The organism is Sulfurivermis sp., from assembly GCF_059410345.1.
The window spans coordinates 38,310-56,820 of sequence record NZ_JBLJDO010000005.1; the positions used below are offsets into that span (position 1 = coordinate 38,310).

Here is an 18,511-nt window from a genome sequence, read left to right on the forward strand (position 1 = left end):
CTCACCCCGTTACGAGGCCGGCCACTAGCCCAACGCGTTGCTCGGCCGTCCGATGAAATAGCCCTGCACGTAATCGATGCCCGCCTCACGCACGTGGGCCATCACCTCCGCATCCTCGACGAACTCGGCGATAGTTCGAATACCGAGGTCACGAGCCATGGCTGCCATATGGCGCACGAACACCTGGTCGCGCTCATCGTGCATCAGATTGATGATGAAGTCACCGTCGATCTTCACGTAGTCGATGGGGAAGTGCTTGAGGTAGTGGAACGAGGAGAAACCGGAGCCGAAGTCATCGATGGCGAACTGAAATCCGTGCGCCTTGAGTTCGGTGACGAAGGTCTGCAGCAGGGCCAGGTTGCGCACCGTCTCGCGTTCGGTCAGCTCGAACACCACCTGTGATGGGTTGATCCCGCAGCCCGCCACCAGGCGTTCTACCGTGGGCATGAACTCGCCCAGGATCAGGGCCTTCGGCGACAGGTTGACGAACAGCTTGCCCTGGTAGCCGGTGCGGCGCATCGTCTCGAAGGCGTGCTCCATCACCTGATAGTCCAGCTTGTGCACCACGCCCATGCGCTCGGCCACGTCGATGTAATCACCGGCCACCGCCACCTGCCCGTCCTCGCCCTGCATACGGCTCAACACCTCGAAGGCGAAGGGGCCACTGTCGGCGGTAGTGACGATGGGCTGGAAATAGGGCACAAAACGCTTTTCCTCCAGTGCGGCGAGGATGCTGAAACTTTGCGCGCCGATGCCGCGGTAGATCTCAGCGACATCCTCATTGCCGGCGAGCAGCACGCGGTTCTTGCCCTCGCTCTTGGCGCGGTACATGAGATTGTCAGCGATGAGAAACAGATCACGCGCGGCCTCGGCATGGTCCGGACACATGGCGATGCCGATGGAAATAGTGACGCGCACAGCTTTGCCATCCGGCGCCGTCAGGCTCAGTTGCGACGCCTCCTCCACCAGACGTTGAGCCGCCGTCATGGCCTGATTCTCCGGGGCATCGGTGAGCAGCACCACGAATTCGTCGCCGCCATAGCGCGCCACCACGTCGCCGTGGCGAAACACTTGCTTGAGCAGGTTGGCGAAGGCCTGCAGGAAGGCGTCGCCGAAAGTGTGGCCGTAGGTGTCGTTGACACCCTTGAAGTTATCCACGTCGATCATCAGCAGACCGATGCGCTCTTCCTTGCGCTTGGCGCGGTCCATTTCATATTCCAGCAACTCCCAGAAGGCGCGCTGGTTGTACAGGTGGGTGAGCGGGTCGCGCGTGGCGTAGTACTCCAGTTCCTTGGTGTACTTGTAGATGGCCTTCACCGAACCCACCACGTTGAGCAGGGTAGAGAGGATGCTCTCCATCACCAGCAGGCGCATCGGGTCCTTGCCCAGGCCAGCCTGCACACCGATGCCGACGATGCCACCGATCTTCGGTGTGTCCACGAACAGGCTCTTGCTCTGTAGCTCGATGTCGCTCTCGGAAAGATTCGGCATGTCGCGGCTGGCATCGGCAGTGTTGTGATTGACTTCCACCGAGGCCATTCCCTTGAAGTAGGGGTGCCGTTGCAGCACTGCACGCACGCTGCGCTCGAGCACCTGGGTCATATGCGGCGTGGGACGGTTGCGCCAGAAGATTTCCAGGTCGAAGACTTCCTCTTCCACCTTGAACACGGAGAACAGTACATAGGCCTCCATCACCTTGTTGATCTCCAGCAACAGGTGATTGACGTACTCGCGCCAGTCGCGCACCACCTCGGAGGTGATGATGAAGCGCTCCAGCAGGCGGATCTCGAACTCCAGCAGGTCTTTGTCCACGGCAAACTCGCGCAGCCTCTCCACCAGGGCGCGCACCTCGCCGAGGATGTCATCCAGCTCACGGAAGCCGACTTGGGACTCATCCATGGCGAAGTGAGCCAGATCGGAGACCTTGTTGACCTGGCCAACGCGGCCGCGCAGCAGTTGCACCGAATGGTCGATACGACTGTGGATGAACATCGCCACCAGAAAAGCGCCCACCAGCATCACCGGCACCACCAGCCACAGTGCCGCCATGAAGCCGGCGCGGGCCCGCTCCAGTACCGGGCGCAGATCCTGGCGCAGATCGATCACGCCCAGTGTGTCCCCTACGGCGGCATTGCTGTGGCAGCCCAGGCACTCCTGGCGCGCCAACAGAGGATAGACGTGGCGCAGGCCGTCGTCGTCCTCGCGCACCACGTTGCGGCCATCGGCGAAGGCCTGGCGGATGGCGGCGTCGGGCAGCGGTTGCTCGATGGGGCCGTACAGCGCCTCGACCAGGTCGCCGCGGTAAATCTCCAGGCTGTAGGGAGTATCAGAAAACCGGCCGCGCATGGCGGCGAGGAACTCTTCCAGTTCGGCACGGGTCCAGCCCTTGCGCATGACCTGGAACATGGCGTCAAAGGTCTGTCCCGCCAGCACGCCGGACACCTCGCGGGCATCCTCGCGCACGGTGCGATCATAAAGCGACGCCACCACCGCATAGGCCCCCGCAAACAACAGCAGGGAACCGGCCAAAGCGGCGAGCAGCATGAAGCCTTTGATGGTACGAAATAGATGCCACATGACGATGGCCTTTAGTTTTTTTTATGGAAAACCTGCGGCGGCAACTATCACACACCCGCCGCATGCCAAGGTATTGGGATATTCCTTACCTTCAAGAATAGCCCAGTAAAAATGTAAAGAAAGACATATCCCACGGCCTATCGTTGGGCTTGTCTTGTGCTGAAATCCGTCCCGCGCAGAGGGTCGCAGCCGTTACGCTTCCGATACCCCGGCCTCGGCAAAGGTCGCCATCTCGCTGTGCAGGCGGCAGGCCAGTTGCAGCAGCGGCAGCGCCGTCGCCGCGCCACTGCCTTCACCGAGCCGCAGCCCCATGCTCAACAGCGGGTGCGCCTCCAGCGCCGCCAGCAGGCGGCCGTGACCGCGCTCGGCGGAGTGGTGAGAAAACAGCAGCCAGGGACGGACCGACGGATTGATCTGCACTGCCATCAACGCCGCCGTGGTGGTGATGAAGCCATCCACCAGCACCGGCACGCCGGCCTGCGCCGCGGCAATATAAGCGCCGGAAAGTGCGGCGATCTCGAAACCACCCACGCAACGCAGGATGTCCAAGGGCTGTTCCAGTTCCTCGCGGTGCCGGGCCAAGGCACGGCGCACCACCTCGGCCTTGTGGCCGATACCGGCCGCATCGAGTCCGGTGCCGGCGCCGGCCACCAGGGCGGGGTCCAGGTGGAGAATGGCGCAGGCCACCGCCGTGGCCACCGTGGTGTTGGCGATCCCCATCTCGCCGCCGATGAACAGATCCATGCCATCGGCGAGGCCACGCTCGACAGCCTCACGCCCGGCAGCCAAGGCGTCGTGCAACTGCTCTGCGCCCATCGCCGGGCCACGGCAGAAATTGGCGCTGCCGTTGCCGGCACGGCGGCTCACTACCCCAGGCAGCGGCTCCACTGCGCTCGCCGCCCCTACGTCCACCACCTCCAGCACTGCGTTCAAATGCCGCGCCAACACGCTGATGGCGGCGCCGCCGCGGGCAAAGTTGCGGATCATCTCCACCGTCACCGCCTGGGGAAAGGCCGACACCCCCTCGGCGGCCACGCCGTGATCGGCGGCAAACACCACGATACGCACCCGCTCCAGCTGCGGCCGCTCGCGGCGCTGCAAGCCGGCCAGCTCGATGGCCAGTTCCTCCAGTCGCCCCAGCGCGCCGGGCGGCTTGGTCAACATCCCCTGCCGCGCCTGGGCGGCGGCAATGGCAGTGGCGTCGGGCGCAGGGACACCCTGCTGCAGCCAGGCTTCAGACATTGACATAATCCTTGTGTGGAAATTGACGATGGGGCGCATTGTGACCCAACCGGGCACAAATGCAAAAGATTTGGATCAAGAAACGCCCGAGTGTTTAATAGGGTTTCACTTGAGTGCCAACGGCAGCCCGGCCACCACCAGGGTGACGCGATCGCACAGCGCCGCCAGGCGCTGGTGCAGACGCCCCGCCTCGTCACGGAAACGACGCGCCAGGGCGTTGTCGGGGACGATGCCCCAGCCTACCTCGTTGCTGACCAGCAGGATCTCGCCGGACAGTTCGGGCAGGGTGGCATAGAGGGCGTCGACCTCCTGTTGCAGGCGTGATTCATCGGCCAGCAGGTTGCCGAGCCACAGGGTGAGGCAGTCGACCAGCAGGCAGCGATCGGGGGCCGCCTGGGCGCGCAGCGCGGCCGCCAGCGCCAGCGGCTCCTCCACCAGCCGCCAATGACCCGGACGCTGGGCACGGTGGTGCGCAATGCGCTGCGCCATCTCTGTATCCAAGACCTCGGCAGTGGCGAGGTACACCACGTCATGGCCGGACTGCGCCGCCAGGTGTTCGGCATGACGGCTCTTGCCCGACCGGGCGCCGCCGAGGATGAGGTGCTTCATGGGGTGGTGACACGAAATGCCGTGGCGGCCAATCAGAGCGCACCCGCCAGCGTAAAGATCGCCAGCACGGCGAGCCACACCAGGGCGGCGCGGCGGATCAGGGCCAGTGCCTCGCGGATGTAGCTGTCTTCCTCCAACAGGTCCAGCGGCGCCTCTTCGTCTTCCGCCGGCTGGTAGCGCAAGGCACCAAAACCGCTGGCAATGAGGATGAAGCGGCTGTCCTCCAGCCACTTGGGCGCCTCCTCGCGCCAGTAGTGCATGGCGTCCACGAAGCTGCCGCTCAGGGCATAAGCCAGCGCGGTCAGCCGCGCCGGCAGCCAGGCCAGGATGTGGTGCAGGCGCCGCGCCGCACCGGCAAAGACCGACTGTTCCGCCGCCGTGCTGCGCTGCATGACGCAGGACAGCCGGTACAACAGCGCCCCTACCGGACCGAGCACGATGAACCAGAACAGCACGCCGAAGAAGCGCTCATTGGCCTCCGCCAGCATGGTCTCCAGCATGGCGCGGGTCAGCTTGCGGGAGTTCTCCACTTCACTGCCACCGAGCAGATCGGCGGCGTGCAGCATGGCTGCCTCCTCGTCGTCACGCTCGCGCGCATCGAGAAAGGCCTCCACCTCCGCCTCCAGATCGCGCGGCCCGAAACTGAACAACAACACCAGCAGGGCAAATAGAAAGAACACTGCCCAACCGAGCGCGCCGAACAGGACGCCCAGCAGCAACACCGCCACGACCGGCAGCAACACCGCCGCCGCCACACCGGCCGGACCATCGGCCCAGGGCTGACGCCGGATCTGATTGACCAGGGCATCGAACCAGCCGAAGCGGCGCATCTCCTCCAGCGAACCGAGGAAACGTTCAAGAAAGAGGCTGAGCAGTATCGCGATCAGGGTCATAGCCGTTCCATGCAGGGCAGCGCTCCATGCGCTGCACGCTAGTTTCAAGTTTCAGGCCGCCGCTTGCAAGTCAGACCGGTGGCTAGAGTGTCACCGGCGAGACAAATCCGGGCGGCTTGAGCGCCAGCACGGCGCATTCGACCTTGTGCAGTATAGTCTCTGCCGTGTTGCCGATGAGCAGACCGGGGATACCGCTGCGGCCGATGGTTCCCATCACGACGAGATCGGCGTCCAGTGTCTGGGCCAGCATCGGCACCTCCTTGCTGGCGTTGCCACGCGGCAGGTGCAGGTGTGGCGCCAGAAACTCCATCGCCTCCATGCCGATCCAGCCGGCCGCCGCCATCATCAGATCGTTCAGCCACAATTCATGGCGCTGCCGCTCCAACGCCACGTATTCAGCGATATTGGCCTCGCTGGAGCTGGAACCCCACACCCGCAGCACGTTCTCCGCCGCCGCCTCCCACACATGCACCACATGCAGCTCGGCAGACTCCGCCAGCGCCTGCGCCGCGGCCAGTTCGAGAATATGGCGATTGAGCTCCACCGCCTCGTCCGGCCGCGAGGGATCGAAATCCACCGCTGCCAGGATGCGCTGGTAGGGCACGCGTCCGCCCGGCTTGAGCAGCCACACCGGGCAGGGGCACTTGCGCAGCAGGTGCATGTCATTGCTGCCAAACAGCAGCGCCTTGAGATTGGCATCCGCCGTGGCCGGCTTGAGCACCAGGTCATAACCATGGCGCAACACCTCACGGATCACCTCCAGATAACCACGGCCGAACACCACCTTCACCTGTGGCGCCGGGGCCTCCGCCACCTCGCGCAGCAGTGCGGCCACATGGTCGGCAAAGCGCTGGCGCAGTGCCTGCTCCACCGTCGCCGGCACCACGTCCGCCACCGCCGGCACCGGCTCCAGCACCGTCAGCACGGTGAACCGCGCCTGGTTGTTCTGTGCCAGGGCCGCGGCACGTTCCAGCACCCAGCGCTGGTCCGCTTCGGCATCGATCACGCACAGGATGTTGTTGAACCGTTGCATGGCTTGTCCCTCAGTTCGTTATGGCGCTCTCGTCGGCATCAGGTCAGGACGCTCTTGTCATTCTCCAGCACAGCATACAACCGCGACCAGTCGAAGCGGGGGCCGGGATCGGTCTTGCGTCCCGGCGCGATGTCGCTGTGGCCGGCAATCTGCCCGCCCGCCAGCGACGGATAGGCGGCGCGCAGAGCAGCGATCACCTCACCCAACACCAGATACTGCACCGACTCATAGGGCAGATCATCGCTGCCCTCCAGTTCGATGCCGATGGAAAAATCATTGCAGCGCTCGCGCCCGCAGTGGGACGACACGCCCGCATGCCAGGCCCGCCGGTGGAACGGCACATACTGCACCAACGCGCCGTCGCGGCGGATCAGCAGGTGCGAAGACACGCGCAGCTGATGGATGTCCTGAAAATAGGGATGGGCCGCCGGGTCGAGGCTGTTGGTGAACAAGGCATCGATCCACGGACCGCCAAACTCACCCGGCGGCAGGGAAATGCCATGGATGACGATGAGGTCCGGCAGCACGTCCGCAGGCCGCTCGTCGCAATTGGGCGAAGGCTGCTGGCGCGCCTCCCGCAACAGGCCGCTGGCCGCGTCCACATGCAGACTCATGGCGCCTCCTCGGCCGGCCCGGCCAGCGCCGCATCAATGGCCGCACGCAGCCGCTCCGCCTGGGCCTCGCTGTGCAGCACGCAGTGATACTCGCCGTCACGGAACAGAAACATGGCAGGCAGATGAAACACGCCGAATTCGCGCGTCAGCGCCATGTCGCGTTCGGCATCCACCTCGAACAGGTGCACATCGGCAAACAGGTCGTGCCGCTCGCGCACCACCTGCTTCAGACGCTTGCAGGCGCCGCAGGCCGGTGCGGTGAACAACACCAGACTGACGCCCGGCGTCGCCGCCAGGCGGTGATGGAAATCACCGGCCAGGGGGGTCAGAACCGGCACAGGCCGCCGAACACCAGATTTGTGAAGCTGACGATGCCCACCACCTTGCCGTTCTCGATCACCGGTGCGCGGGTGAGGTCGAAACGGGTGAACAGCCGCGCGCAGTAGCGGATGTCCATCTGCGGATCCACCGAGATCACCGGCTTGGCCGTCACCTCATATACATTGACCCGCTCCGGCGCGCGGTCCTGCCCCAGCACATGGCGGGCGATGTCGGACACCAGCAACATGCCGTATTCGTCATCGTCGTGCCGCTTGTCGACGATCAGGCATTCAGCGTTGACCTTGCACATCAGGGCCAGCGCCTCGCTCACCGTGGCCATGCTGTCGACCGTATCGAAGCGGGTGTTCATCACATCGCGTACCCGCACCACATTGCGCTCGCTCATAGCTGCTCCTCCACCACCGGGGTCAACTTGCGCACCTGTTGCGCCACACCCACGGCATCCTCCACATCAATCTGGAAGGCAATACCGGTACCCGGCGTGTCGTCGAACTGACCGACCTCGGCGATCTTTTCCAGTATCTTGCGCGCCAGATGCTCCTCCACCAGGAACAATACCATGTCGCGCTGCGTCTCCACGGCCAGGCCGAAGAACGTCTTGGCCTGGCGCAGCCCTTCGCCGCGCGCCTGGCTGACCACGGTGGCACCGGTGGCGCCGGCCTCGCGTGCGGCTTTCAGCATCGCATCGGTCTTGTCATCCTCCACCAGGGCTATCAACAGCTTGAAATGCATGATCCCACCTCCTCGTCAGAAAACGTCCATCACGCCTTGCCACGCCAAACCGCCAACTGGGCGTAACCCATTACCGTCAGTGCCGGTCCCACCGCGGTGACCGCCAGCAGACCGAAACCATCGGTGGCACTTGCTCCATCCAGTTGTGTTGCCACACCGATACCTACCGCCACCAGCAGGGGCGCGGTTACCGTGGAGATGGTCACCACGCCCGTATCCAGCGCCAGATTCACCACCAGGCGCGGTGTCACCCGTGCCTGCAGATACAGAATTACGAACAGCACGGCCAACAGTGGAAACAGGGGCACCCCCAACATCATGCGCAGCAGGCCGAGACAGGCGCCAAGGCCGATCCCCACCGCCACTGCCAGACGCAATCCCCAGGGCTGGATGGCACCACCGGACAATTGCGATGCGCGGTGCGCCACCGTGGTCAATACCGGCTCCGCCAGTGCCGCCGCGAAACCCAGCGCGCCCAAAAACAGATAGAGCTGCGACAGACTCATCGCCGTCGCCTCCACCGCAGTGGCCGCCAGGGTACCGGCCACCTCACGCCCCAACGGGAACACGGTGTACTCCAGGCCGTACAAGACCAGCGCCAGACCAACGACCAGCAGCCCCAGGCCGATGGCCACCTGCGCCGGGCGGCGCAGCGGTCGTCGCAGCACCAGGCCTTGAAACACGGCCAGCACCAGGACGATCGGCAGCAGATCGTTGATGACGACCAGCAGAGCGCGCCCCGCCTCCGCCATCATCGCAACCAGCCCCACAGCAGTACGCACAGCGGCGGCAACAACAGCGCTGGTGCCACCATACCGAATCCATCAATCAGGGATGAACGCTGGGCCAGGCTGGCGGCCAGGCCAATCCCCAACGCCACCACCACCGGCACCGCCAGCGTGGACATGGCGGAGATACCCATATCGAAGGCTAGGGTGGTCATCAGCGGCGGCGCCAGCAGGATCAGCAACAACAACGGGATCAACAACACCAGCAGCAGCAACGGTAGCGGCCAGCCACGCAGGATGCGAACGATACCCAGAACGACGGACAGCGCAATGCCAAGCGCGGTGGCGAGCCGCAAACCCCATGCGAAGGCCGTAGCGTCACCAGCGGAGATATGTCCCCCTTCCACTGCCGCCTGCGCCGTCTGCATCGCCACCGCCGCCAGCGCCGGCTCCGCCACGGTAGCGCCGAAACCCAGGGTAAAGGCAAACAGCAGCAACCAGCCCAGACTGCCCTTGCTGACAAAATCATGGGCAATGCCCTCGGCCAGGGGGAACAGCGTGAACTCCAGCCCCTTCACCACCAGGGCGAGCCCCACCACCAACACCAGGCCGCCGATCAGCAGATCACCCAGTGGAGGCAGTGCCGCCCCCAGGGCCAGGGCGAAACCGAGCAAGACCACCGCCAACGGCGCCAAGGTCACCGCACTTTCGCGCGTGGCTTGCAACAAATCCTGCAGCAGTCGCAACATCGACCCCGGTCCCCGTTCAATGCGGCAACTTGACGCCCACGCTCAACACCTGATCACCGTGCATTTCTTTGATCACCAATTCGATACTGCCGAGCGGCAGGCGATCGCCCGGCACCTGGCGGCCGTGGAAGTGCTCGGCGAACAGCTGTGCCAAGGTTTTGCCGCTGTACTCCGGCGGTACGCTGATGCCGTAGACCAGTGCCATGTCCTCCAGCCGGGCATCACCCTTGAGCACGAACTCACCGAAAAACTGGCGCTTGGCCGTTTCCGTCTGCGTGCTGCTGGGGACGAACATCCGTTCCAGCTGCGACAGGGCCTGGCGGAAGGCGAGCACGTAGACAAAATCACCGATACGAAAGTTCTCCGCCTGCCGTATATCCAGCGGCTCGCCCTCACGCACCAGGCCAGCGAGCCGGCAACCCTGGGGCAGCGTCACGTCGACCAGCGAACGCCCGGTGATGGGGGTGCGCTCCGCAACCTCATATACCGCGAGCTCGAAATCCGGCTGCCCCGGAATATCCAGGCCGACGCGGTGCAGGCCAACAGACTGCCGCGGCACGTTCAGCCCGAGTCTGCGCGCCAGCGGCGCCACCGACCAGCCCTGGACAATGAGCGACACCAGCACCACGAAGAACGCTGTATTGAAGAACTCGCGCGCATGTTCCAGTCCTGCCAACATGGGGAACAGCGCCAACACGATGGGCACCGCACCGCGCAACCCCACCCAGGCAATGAACAACTGCTCGCGCCCGGGCAGACGGAATGGCTTCAGACACAGTGCCACCGCCAGCGGCCGCGCCACGAACATCAGGATGGCGGCAATGAACAGCGCCTGACCGGCATGGTCCAGCAGCTCCGATGGCTGCGCCAGCAATCCCAGCACCAGAAACAGACCAATCTGCGCCAACCAGGCCATGCCATCGTGAAAGCGCAGGATGTTGTGTCCCGCCTGGAGCGGTTTGTTACCCACCACCAGACCAGCCAGATAGACCGCGAGGAAACCGCTGCCATCAATACTGGCTACCGCGCCAAACAGCGCCAAGGCACCTGCCAACACCATCAGTGGATACAGACCTGGCGTCAGCCGGATGCGATTGACCATCTTCACTAGCAGCCAACCGCCGCCCACGCCAGCCAGGCCACCCAGGCCCATCTGCTTGATGAACTCCAGCAGCCAGTGCCACTCCAACACGCTCCGACCCGTTGCCAGCGCCTCCACCAGCACGATGGTGAGAAAAATCGCCATCGGATCGTTGCTGCCCGACTCAATCTCCAACGTGGCGCCGACGCGCTGCTTCAGTTCTATGCCTTGATTGCGCAGCAGGGAGAACACAGCCGCCGCATCGGTGGAACCGACAATGGCGCCGATCAACATACCCTCCATCCAATGCAGGTCGAAGGCCCACATGGCCGCCCAGCCGGTGATGACTGATGACACCAACACGCCAAGGGTGGACAGTAACAAGGCCGGGCGTAGACCGACACGGAAGGTGTTGACCTCAGTGCGCATACCGCCATCAAACAGGATCACCGCCAACGCCAGGCTGCCAATGAGATGGGCGCTCTGCACGTCGTCATACTTGATACCACCCGGTCCCTGCTCGCCCATCAGCATGCCCAAGCCGAGGAATGCCAGCAGTAACGGCATACCCACACGCGCCGACAACAGGCTGGCATAGACGCTCACCAGCAGCAGGGCGCCCATGGCGAGGATGATGTAGTTGGTCAGTTCCAAGATGGAGTATCGAATTGGGCAAGGTTACCGCTGCGGGCGAGCGGACAGTGTTCATAGCATATAACGAAAGCGCCGGCCGGTGCCGACGAAGTCCCCACGCAACGTGTGGCAGGAAATCACGCCGGTGATGCGACGAGCCTGCCACCGTGATTTGCCGAAAACGAGCCTTGCGGGAAACACCAGTAAGGTTACCATGACTGGCTGTCCTTCACCCTGCGAGATGCACCATGCCACTGACTGCGATCCTGGTTGCCACAGACTTCTCCCGCGGCAGTGACGACGCCCTGCAACGGGCCTGTCACCTCGCCGCGGAACACGACGCCACCCTTGCCGTGCTGCACGTCGTGGCTATGGCAAAGGGCAAGGAACACGCCTGGCTGCCGCCGGAACTGACCCTGCCGAGGGAGGGTGTGGCCGAGGTGCAGGAGCAGCTCCATCAGCGCATCAACACCCTCTGCCCCCACGCCCCGCCTCTGCATACTGTGGTGCGGCAGGGCCGCCCCTGCGAACTGATCACCGCCGCCGCCGACAAGGCCGACCTCATCGTGGTGGGCGCACACGGCAGTCACCGCTGGATGGACGGTCTCATCGGCAGCACGGCGGAACGCGTGGTGCAGCATGCTCAGCAGCCGGTACTGGTGGTGCGTCGACCGCCACAGGACAGCTACCGCCGCGTGGTGATTGCCACAGACTTTTCGCCCCACTCGGCGCGCGCCCTGGCTGCGGCGGCGAATCTGGCGCCGCAGGCCGAACTGCACCTGCTCCATGTGCACCACGCCTGGCATGTCCAACAGGGCACCGTGTCGGAGGACGCGCTGCGTTCTCTGGAACAGGCGGCGCAGACACCATTGCAAGCCCTGCTGGAGCGGGCCAAGGTGGAGGCAACGCGCGTGCGCCTGCACCTGCGCTTCGGCCACCCCGCCGCCGAGATCACCGCCTTTGCCGCCGCCCTGGATGCCGATGTGGTGGCGGGAGGTACCCGAGGCTACTCCCATGCCGCCGGCGTCCTGCTCGGCAGCACCAGCGCGAGCCTGCTGCGCGGGACAGAATCGGATATGCTGCTGTGCCCATAACCACCCACAACAACCAACCGGGAGCACCATGCAAGCACCCATTGATTGGCTGACCGCCTTCACCGGCCAGATCGCCGGCCTGCTGTGGGGCAATCCCCTCACCCTGTTGCTGCTGCTCGGCACCGGCCTGTATCTCACCCTGCGCCTCGGCCTGATCCAGCTGCGCGGTTTCCGCCACGCCACCCAACTGGTCGGCGGCCGCTACACCGACCCGAGCCACCAGGGCGAGGTGTCGCACTTCCAGGCCCTGGCCACCGCCCTCTCCGCCACCGTCGGCACCGGCAATATCGCCGGCGTCGCCACCGCCATCACCCTGGGCGGTCCCGGCGCCCTGTTCTGGATGTGGATGACCGCCTTCTTCGGCATGGCCACCAAATTCACCGAATGCACCCTGGCGCTGAAATTCCGCGAGGTGGCGCCCGATGGCAGCGTGGCCGGCGGCCCCATGTACACCCTGCTGCACGGCCTCAAGATGAAGCGCATGGCCGTGCTGTTCGCCGTGTTCGCCCTCGTCGCCTCCTTCGGCATCGGCAACATGGTGCAGGCCAACTCGGTGGTCGACGGCATCGCCTTCATCTGGCCCGAACTGCGTCAGGACGCCTGGCTGGTGGGCGTGGTGATGGCGATCCTGGTGGGGCTGGTAATCCTCGGCGGCGTCAAGCGCATCGCCCGCGTCGCCGCCGCCCTGGTACCGTTCATGGCGATCCTCTACATCGCCGCCGCGCTGATCGTGCTGTTCAACCACATCGAGGCCATCCCCGGCGCCTTCGTCACCATCTTCAACTACGCCCTCAATCCCTGGGCGGTGGGTGGCGCCGCCGTGGGCGAGGCCATCCGCTGGGGCGTGGCGCGCGGCCTGTTCTCCAACGAGGCCGGCCTGGGCTCCTCGCCCATGGCCCATGCCGCCGCCAAGACCAACGAGCCGGTGCGCGAGGGCCTGGTGGCGATGCTGGAGCCGTTCATCGACACCCTGGTGATCTGCACCATGACCGGTCTGGTAATCGTGGTCAGTGGCGCCTGGGAGGTACGGCCAGAGGAGATGAAGGGTGCCGCCTTCACCGCCTTCGCCTTCAGCGAGTCCCTCGGCTCGGGCGGCGCCATCGTGGTCGGCCTCGGCCTGGCCCTGTTCGCCTTCTCCACCATCATCGCCTGGTCCTACTACGGTGACCGCTCGGCCTACTTCCTGTTCGGCGAAAAGGCAGTGATGCCCTACCGCGTGGTGTTCACCCTGCTGGTGGTGGTGGGCGCCGCCGTGCCGCTGGAGCTGGTGTGGAACATCGCCGACATCACCAACCTGCTGATGGCCCTGCCCAACCTGCTGGCGCTGGTGCTGCTCGCCGGCCTGGCGAAAAAGCTGAAGGACGATTATTTCAAACCGTAGGATGGGTGGAGCGAAGTGGAACCCATCGGCATGCCCATGATGGGTTGCGCTGCGCTCCACCCATCCTGCCAAGTATCATTCCTGTACAATCACGCCATCCCATTCCCAACTGATAGAGACCCATCCCATGACCGCAAAGATCACCGATTCCGGACTCAAATACGACGACCTGGTGGAAGGCAACGGCGACACCGCCACGGCCGGCCAGATGGTCACCGTGCACTACACCGGCTGGCTGGAGAACGGCCAGAAGTTCGATTCCAGCAAGGACCGCAACGACCCGTTCCGCTTCAAGCTGGGCGCCGGCCAGGTGATCCGCGGCTGGGACGAGGGTGTGGCCGGCATGAAGATCGGCGGCACGCGCAAGCTCACCATTCCCGCCCACCTCGGCTACGGCGCGCGCGGCGCCGGCGGCGTGATCCCGCCCAACGCCACGCTGATCTTCGACGTGGAGCTGCTGGCGTTGAACTGATGCAGCCGAACGGCATTTCCATCCACGACGTGCGCGAGGACGTGCGCCGCGCCCTGCAGGAAGACGTGGGCAGCGGCGACATCACCGCCGCGCTCATCGACGCCGACAAGCAGGCCGAGGCCACGGTAATCAGCCGTGAGCGTGCGGTGCTGTGCGGCCGGCCCTGGTTCGAACAGGCGTTTCTGTTACTGGACGAAGCCGTGCGCATCCACTGGCGCGCGCAGGACGGCGACACGGTGGAACCCAATCAGATCCTCTGCGTCGTCTACGGCCCGGCGCGCGTGCTGCTCACCGGTGAGCGCAGCGCCCTCAACTTCCTGCAAACCCTGTCCGGCACCGCCACCGCGGCACGCCGCTACGTGGAGGCCCTGGGCGACAGCGGCGTGCAGTTGCTCGATACACGCAAGACCATCCCCGGCCTGCGCCGGGCGCAGAAATACGCTGTGCGCTGCGCCGGCGGGCGCAATCACCGCATGGGCCTGTACGACGGCGTGCTGATCAAAGAAAACCACATCGCCGCTGCCGGCTCCATCGTGCGCGCCGTGGACCAGGCGCGCCATCACGCGCCGCGTGGCATCCCGGTCGAAGTGGAGGTGGAGGATTTGCAGCAACTGCACGAAGCCTTGGCGGCCGGTGCCGACATCGTGCTGCTGGACAACATGGAGCCGGATCTGCTGCGCCAGGCAGTGGCCATCAACAAGGGCCAGGCCAGGCTGGAGGCATCCGGCGGCATCACTCTGGACAACATCCGCGCCATCGCCGACACCGGCGTCGACTACATCTCCATCGGCGCCATCACCAAGCACGTGCAGGCAGTGGACCTGTCGATGCGCATCGTCATTTGATTACAGCAGCTTCTCGAACTCCGCCGCCGGCACCGGCGTACTGAAGTGGAACCCCTGCACATAGTCGCAGCCCTGCTGTTGCAGGAAGGACAGTTGCGCCGCCGTCTCCACACCCTCCGCCACCACGCGCAGGCCCAGGCTGTGTGCCAGACCAATGGTGGCGGAGACGATGGCGGCATCCTCCTGGCTGCGTTCGATGTCGCGGATGAACACGCGATCGATCTTCAGCTCATCGAGGGGGAAGCGCTTGAGGTAACTGAGCGAGGAATAGCCGGTGCCGAAATCGTCCATGGCGATGCCGAAGCCATGGGCATGCAGCTGCGCCAGCATGCGGATGGTCTCCAGCGCATCGTCCATCAGCATGCTCTCAGTCAGCTCCAGGGTGAGCTGCGACGGGGCGATGCCGGCCTCCTGCACGATGCGCGCCGCCAGGGCAATGAAGTCCGGCTGATGGAACTGGCGCGCGGAAATATTTACCGACACACGCAGCGCGCCATGCCCCTGTTGCCGCCACTGCGCCAGCTGGCGGCAGGCGTCGCGCAACACCCATTCGCCAATGGGGATGATCAGCCCGGTCTCCTCCGCCAGCGGAATGAAGTCTGCCGGCGGGATCAGCCCCAGTTCAGGATGGTGCCAGCGCAGCAGCGCCTCGGCGGCAATCACCCGTGTCGAACCGGCGTCGAGCAGCGGCTGGTAATACAGTTCGAACTCACTCCGCTCCAGCGCCCGGTGCAACGCGCTCTCCAGCGCCAGATGCTCCAGTGAGCGTGCATTCATTGCCGGCGCGTAGAGCTGGAAGCTGTTGCGGCCGGTGTCCTTGGCGCGATACATGGCGATATCGGCATTCTTAAGCAGCAAAGCCGCATCTTCACTGTCATCGGGATAGATGCTGATGCCGATGCTGGTGGTGACCACCAGCTCCTGCCCATCGACCAGTACCGGCTGCTTCAAGGTTTCGATGAGCCGGCGTGCAATCTGCACCGCATGATCCGGATTATCGATATCACTCAACACGGCGATGAATTCATCGCCACCCATGCGTGCCACCGTATCATCCTCGCGCACCCCGTCGCGCAGGCGCTGGGCGATGGCAATCAGCAACTGATCGCCCACCTCATGGCCGAGACTGTCATTGATGCGCTTGAAGCGGTCCAGGTCGATGAACAGCAGCGCCAGCTGGCGCCGATTGCGATGGGCATGGGCCAACGCCACGCGCAAACGGTCCTCCAGAAGACGGCGGTTGGGCAGGCCGGTGAGCGCATCGTAATAGGCCAGATGGCGGATGCGCTCCTCGCTTTCCTTCAACTCGGTGATATCACTGAATAAGGCCGCGTAGTGGGTCAAGTTTCCATCACGATCGGTAATGGCCGCGATGGTGAGCAGCTCCGGGTAGATCTCGCCGCTCTTGCGCCGATTCCATACCTCGCCCTGCCAGTGGCCGGTTTGCCGCAGGCGCCGCCACATGACTTCGTAAAAGGCTTTGTCGTGCCGCCCAGAACTGAGCAGCGCAGGGGATTTTCCCACCACCTCTTCGGCGCTGTAGCCAGTCAAGCGCGTAAACGCCGGATTGACCGACACGATGATCGAGTTGGCATCGGTGATCATGATGCCTTCCAGCGAACTTTCGATGACCTTCTCCGCCAGGTGAAGATTGCGTTGGGAGATATTCAGCGCCTCGTCGCGCTCGCGCAGAGCATGTTGCAGCTCCTGCACGTACACCAGCTCCATTCCGCTCAGGATGTCGCTGAAGCTGACCACATCGATCAGCGTGCCGTCATCACGCACAACGCCAATGTGCCGCAACTTGCTCTCGGTCAACAGGGCGCGCACCCGATACAGACTGGTGTGCTGATCCACCGTCAGCAGCGGCCGGCTGGCCAGGGCACCGATGGTTTCATTGCCGCATTGCCGCGCCACCAGGCGCACCACATCACGTTCGGTCAGAATGCCCCAGCTACCATCGTCATAACTCACCACCACGGCATCAACGGCTGACTGGCGCATGACACCCGCCACCTGCGCCAGCGTGGCCGATTCGGGCAAGGCCTGCAAACGACCACGCACCACCGAATCCACACTGCGCAGACGCAGATAGTGCTCGATGCCTTGATTGAGAACCACGTCGGTTTGCGACACCACACCGCAACGCCGTCCATCCGTGTCCACTACCAGATAGTGACGCACGTGTTCTTCACGGAACTTGACCGCCAGCGCCTGCAAGGTCAATTGTGCCGGCACGGTTTTCACCGGTGCACTCATCACCTCACGCACCGGTCGGGTAAAGGCGGCCGGATCGAGAAAATCCACTGCCAGCGCATCGCGCTCGGTCCAGATCCCCAGCGCCACATCATCCTCCACCACCAGGATGGAGCTGACCCGCGCCTCGCTCATGCGCTGCGCCGCCTCGAACAACGGCGTCGTGGGGGAACATTCGAGAATAAAGGGCTTGACGATCTGCCCCAGGGACACATCGGAGGAAATCAGGGTGTCGATCACACCGCTGTCTGCCGTGGCAACACGGGACTCGGCATCGGATTTCGCCATAAGGATTGCTGCCTCAGTTCCGAGCACAGACCCGACTCCACCAGAGTCGACACTCGGCAGAAAACACCCATCGTCCCTGAAGCGCACCATGAACATCACGCCAATTGCCGCAAAGACGCTATCCCGCCGGAGGCATATCCATCGGCCAACATACCGCGGGCAGGGGCGAGCAAGAGTAACACGGGCACCGACGGTGCGGGACTGCGGGAAATGGTGCCGTTGAGAGGAGTCGAACCTCCGACCTACTGATTACGAATCAGTTGCTCTACCAACTGAGCTACAACGGCGCTGTCAGCGCTGACTTGCGAAGGGCGCAAGTATACTGAAAACGCGGCCGGGGGCAAAGAAAGAGCAGCTGTGACTCGAACACCACGAGCTGGGCATGGCGCCCAACGGGGGCGCGGTTATTGCGCCGAGCGCAGGCGGATGATGACGTCGACGCCGGCGACAACAGTACCCTGCGGCAATGGCGGCAACTGCTCCAGCCCCAGCGTGGGCATCGGTACGTCGGTCAGTTCGCCGGTATCGATATTGAAGAAGTGATAGTGCTGCGAGGTGGTGGAGTCGTAAAACACCTTGGTCGGGTCGACGATGACTTCGCGCACCAGCCCCTTGCGGGCGAACAGATTGAGGGTGTTGTAGACCGTGGCCTTGGATACGTGGTTACGCTCCCTGTTGACCTGCGATAGCAGCTGGTCGGCGGACAGGTGCTGCGGCCGGGCGAATAACAGCTGGGCGATCTCCACCCGCTGCTGCGTCGGGGTCACGCCATGCTGGTGCAGCATGTCGATAACCTCACGGCGGTCGGCGCTCTGTCTGTTCGGGGTATGTTCCATGTTTCCGAGTATAGCGATGGGTTAAGACCAAGTCTAGATGACAGAATTATTTTAAAAACCATACCCTTGGCAGGACATATCTCGTAATTGGTAGGCCCATGTGGCG

18 protein-coding genes and 1 tRNA gene are annotated in these 18,511 nt (G+C 64.1%); 4 read left to right on the top strand and 15 right to left on the bottom strand.

Going from position 1 to position 18,511, the window contains the following annotated elements; translation table 11 throughout:
- Positions 1–24: 24 nt before the first annotated feature.
- The 12 genes from ACMV8A_RS05715 to ACMV8A_RS05770 form a co-directional block, all read right to left on the bottom strand.
- Positions 25–2,577 carry a putative bifunctional diguanylate cyclase/phosphodiesterase gene (locus ACMV8A_RS05715; protein ID WP_495324804.1) on the bottom strand — a complete coding sequence of 851 codons (2,553 nt, stop codon included), beginning with the start codon at positions 2,575–2,577 and terminating at the stop codon, positions 25–27.
- A 192-nt stretch (positions 2,578–2,769) separates the two neighbouring features.
- Positions 2,770–3,819, bottom strand: a complete 1,050-nt coding sequence (cobT, locus tag ACMV8A_RS05720; RefSeq protein WP_495324805.1) for a nicotinate-nucleotide--dimethylbenzimidazole phosphoribosyltransferase — start codon at positions 3,817–3,819, stop codon at positions 2,770–2,772.
- Between the two features lie 105 nt (positions 3,820–3,924).
- Positions 3,925–4,428, bottom strand: a complete 504-nt coding sequence (gene cobU / locus ACMV8A_RS05725; RefSeq protein WP_495324806.1) for a bifunctional adenosylcobinamide kinase/adenosylcobinamide-phosphate guanylyltransferase — start codon at positions 4,426–4,428, stop codon at positions 3,925–3,927.
- 32 nt (positions 4,429–4,460) lie between these two features.
- Positions 4,461–5,321: a regulatory signaling modulator protein AmpE gene (ampE, locus tag ACMV8A_RS05730; protein ID WP_495324807.1), complete on the bottom strand. Its 861-nt coding sequence runs from the start codon at positions 5,319–5,321 to the stop codon at positions 4,461–4,463.
- Positions 5,322–5,403: 82 nt separating this feature from the next.
- Positions 5,404–6,354, bottom strand: a complete 951-nt coding sequence (locus ACMV8A_RS05735) for a universal stress protein (RefSeq protein ID WP_495324808.1) — start codon at positions 6,352–6,354, stop codon at positions 5,404–5,406.
- Positions 6,355–6,392: 38 nt separating this feature from the next.
- Positions 6,393–6,968 (bottom strand): 1,6-anhydro-N-acetylmuramyl-L-alanine amidase AmpD, encoded by a 576-nt coding sequence (gene ampD, locus ACMV8A_RS05740; protein WP_495324809.1) that lies wholly within the window; start codon positions 6,966–6,968, stop codon positions 6,393–6,395.
- Entirely contained in the window at positions 6,965–7,306 is a 342-nt protein-coding gene (locus tag ACMV8A_RS05745; protein WP_495324810.1) for a thioredoxin family protein, read from the bottom strand. Before ACMV8A_RS05745 ends, ampD begins: the two co-directional genes overlap by 4 nt.
- Positions 7,294–7,695, bottom strand: a complete 402-nt coding sequence (locus tag ACMV8A_RS05750; RefSeq protein ID WP_495324812.1) for a CBS domain-containing protein — start codon at positions 7,693–7,695, stop codon at positions 7,294–7,296. The genes ACMV8A_RS05745 and ACMV8A_RS05750 overlap by 13 nt, the downstream gene beginning before the upstream one ends.
- A complete protein-coding gene (locus ACMV8A_RS05755) occupies positions 7,692–8,042 on the bottom strand; it encodes a P-II family nitrogen regulator (protein ID WP_495324813.1) in 351 nt (116 codons plus the stop codon). The genes ACMV8A_RS05750 and ACMV8A_RS05755 overlap by 4 nt, the downstream gene beginning before the upstream one ends.
- A 29-nt stretch (positions 8,043–8,071) precedes the next feature.
- The gene (locus tag ACMV8A_RS05760) at positions 8,072–8,797 is read right to left on the bottom strand and encodes a DUF1538 family protein (protein ID WP_495324814.1); all 726 of its coding nucleotides are present in this window, start codon (positions 8,795–8,797) and stop codon (positions 8,072–8,074) included.
- Positions 8,794–9,519 (bottom strand): DUF1538 family protein, encoded by a 726-nt coding sequence (locus tag ACMV8A_RS05765; RefSeq protein WP_495324815.1) that lies wholly within the window; start codon positions 9,517–9,519, stop codon positions 8,794–8,796. Before ACMV8A_RS05765 ends, ACMV8A_RS05760 begins: the two co-directional genes overlap by 4 nt.
- A 16-nt stretch (positions 9,520–9,535) precedes the next feature.
- Positions 9,536–11,254 carry a potassium/proton antiporter gene (locus ACMV8A_RS05770; RefSeq protein ID WP_495324816.1) on the bottom strand — a complete coding sequence of 573 codons (1,719 nt, stop codon included), beginning with the start codon at positions 11,252–11,254 and terminating at the stop codon, positions 9,536–9,538.
- A 227-nt stretch (positions 11,255–11,481) separates the two neighbouring features.
- Between ACMV8A_RS05770 and ACMV8A_RS05775 the strand changes: the two genes are divergently transcribed.
- The 4 genes from ACMV8A_RS05775 (at position 11,482) to nadC (ending at position 15,025) form a co-directional block, all read left to right on the top strand.
- Entirely contained in the window at positions 11,482–12,327 is an 846-nt protein-coding gene (locus ACMV8A_RS05775) for a universal stress protein (RefSeq protein ID WP_495324817.1), read from the top strand.
- A gap of 28 nt (positions 12,328–12,355) precedes the next feature.
- The gene (locus ACMV8A_RS05780; RefSeq protein WP_495324818.1) at positions 12,356–13,708 is read left to right on the top strand and encodes an alanine/glycine:cation symporter family protein; all 1,353 of its coding nucleotides are present in this window, start codon (positions 12,356–12,358) and stop codon (positions 13,706–13,708) included.
- A 127-nt stretch (positions 13,709–13,835) separates the two neighbouring features.
- On the top strand, positions 13,836–14,180 hold the full coding sequence (locus ACMV8A_RS05785; RefSeq protein ID WP_495324819.1) for an FKBP-type peptidyl-prolyl cis-trans isomerase: 345 nt from the start codon (positions 13,836–13,838) through the stop codon (positions 14,178–14,180).
- Complete coding sequence (nadC, locus tag ACMV8A_RS05790; protein WP_495324820.1) at positions 14,180–15,025, top strand: carboxylating nicotinate-nucleotide diphosphorylase; 846 nt, start codon at positions 14,180–14,182, stop codon at positions 15,023–15,025. Before ACMV8A_RS05785 ends, nadC begins: the two co-directional genes overlap by 1 nt.
- Here nadC and ACMV8A_RS05795 read toward each other — a convergent pair whose 3' ends face one another.
- The 3 genes from ACMV8A_RS05795 to ACMV8A_RS05805 form a co-directional block, all read right to left on the bottom strand.
- Positions 15,026–17,569 carry an EAL domain-containing protein gene (locus ACMV8A_RS05795; RefSeq protein WP_495324821.1) on the bottom strand — a complete coding sequence of 848 codons (2,544 nt, stop codon included), beginning with the start codon at positions 17,567–17,569 and terminating at the stop codon, positions 15,026–15,028. It lies immediately after the preceding gene.
- A 211-nt stretch (positions 17,570–17,780) separates the two neighbouring features.
- Positions 17,781–17,856 (bottom strand) — tRNA-Thr (locus ACMV8A_RS05800).
- A gap of 117 nt (positions 17,857–17,973) precedes the next feature.
- The gene (locus ACMV8A_RS05805) at positions 17,974–18,405 is read right to left on the bottom strand and encodes a Fur family transcriptional regulator (RefSeq protein ID WP_495324822.1); all 432 of its coding nucleotides are present in this window, start codon (positions 18,403–18,405) and stop codon (positions 17,974–17,976) included.
- Positions 18,406–18,511 lie beyond the last annotated feature (106 nt).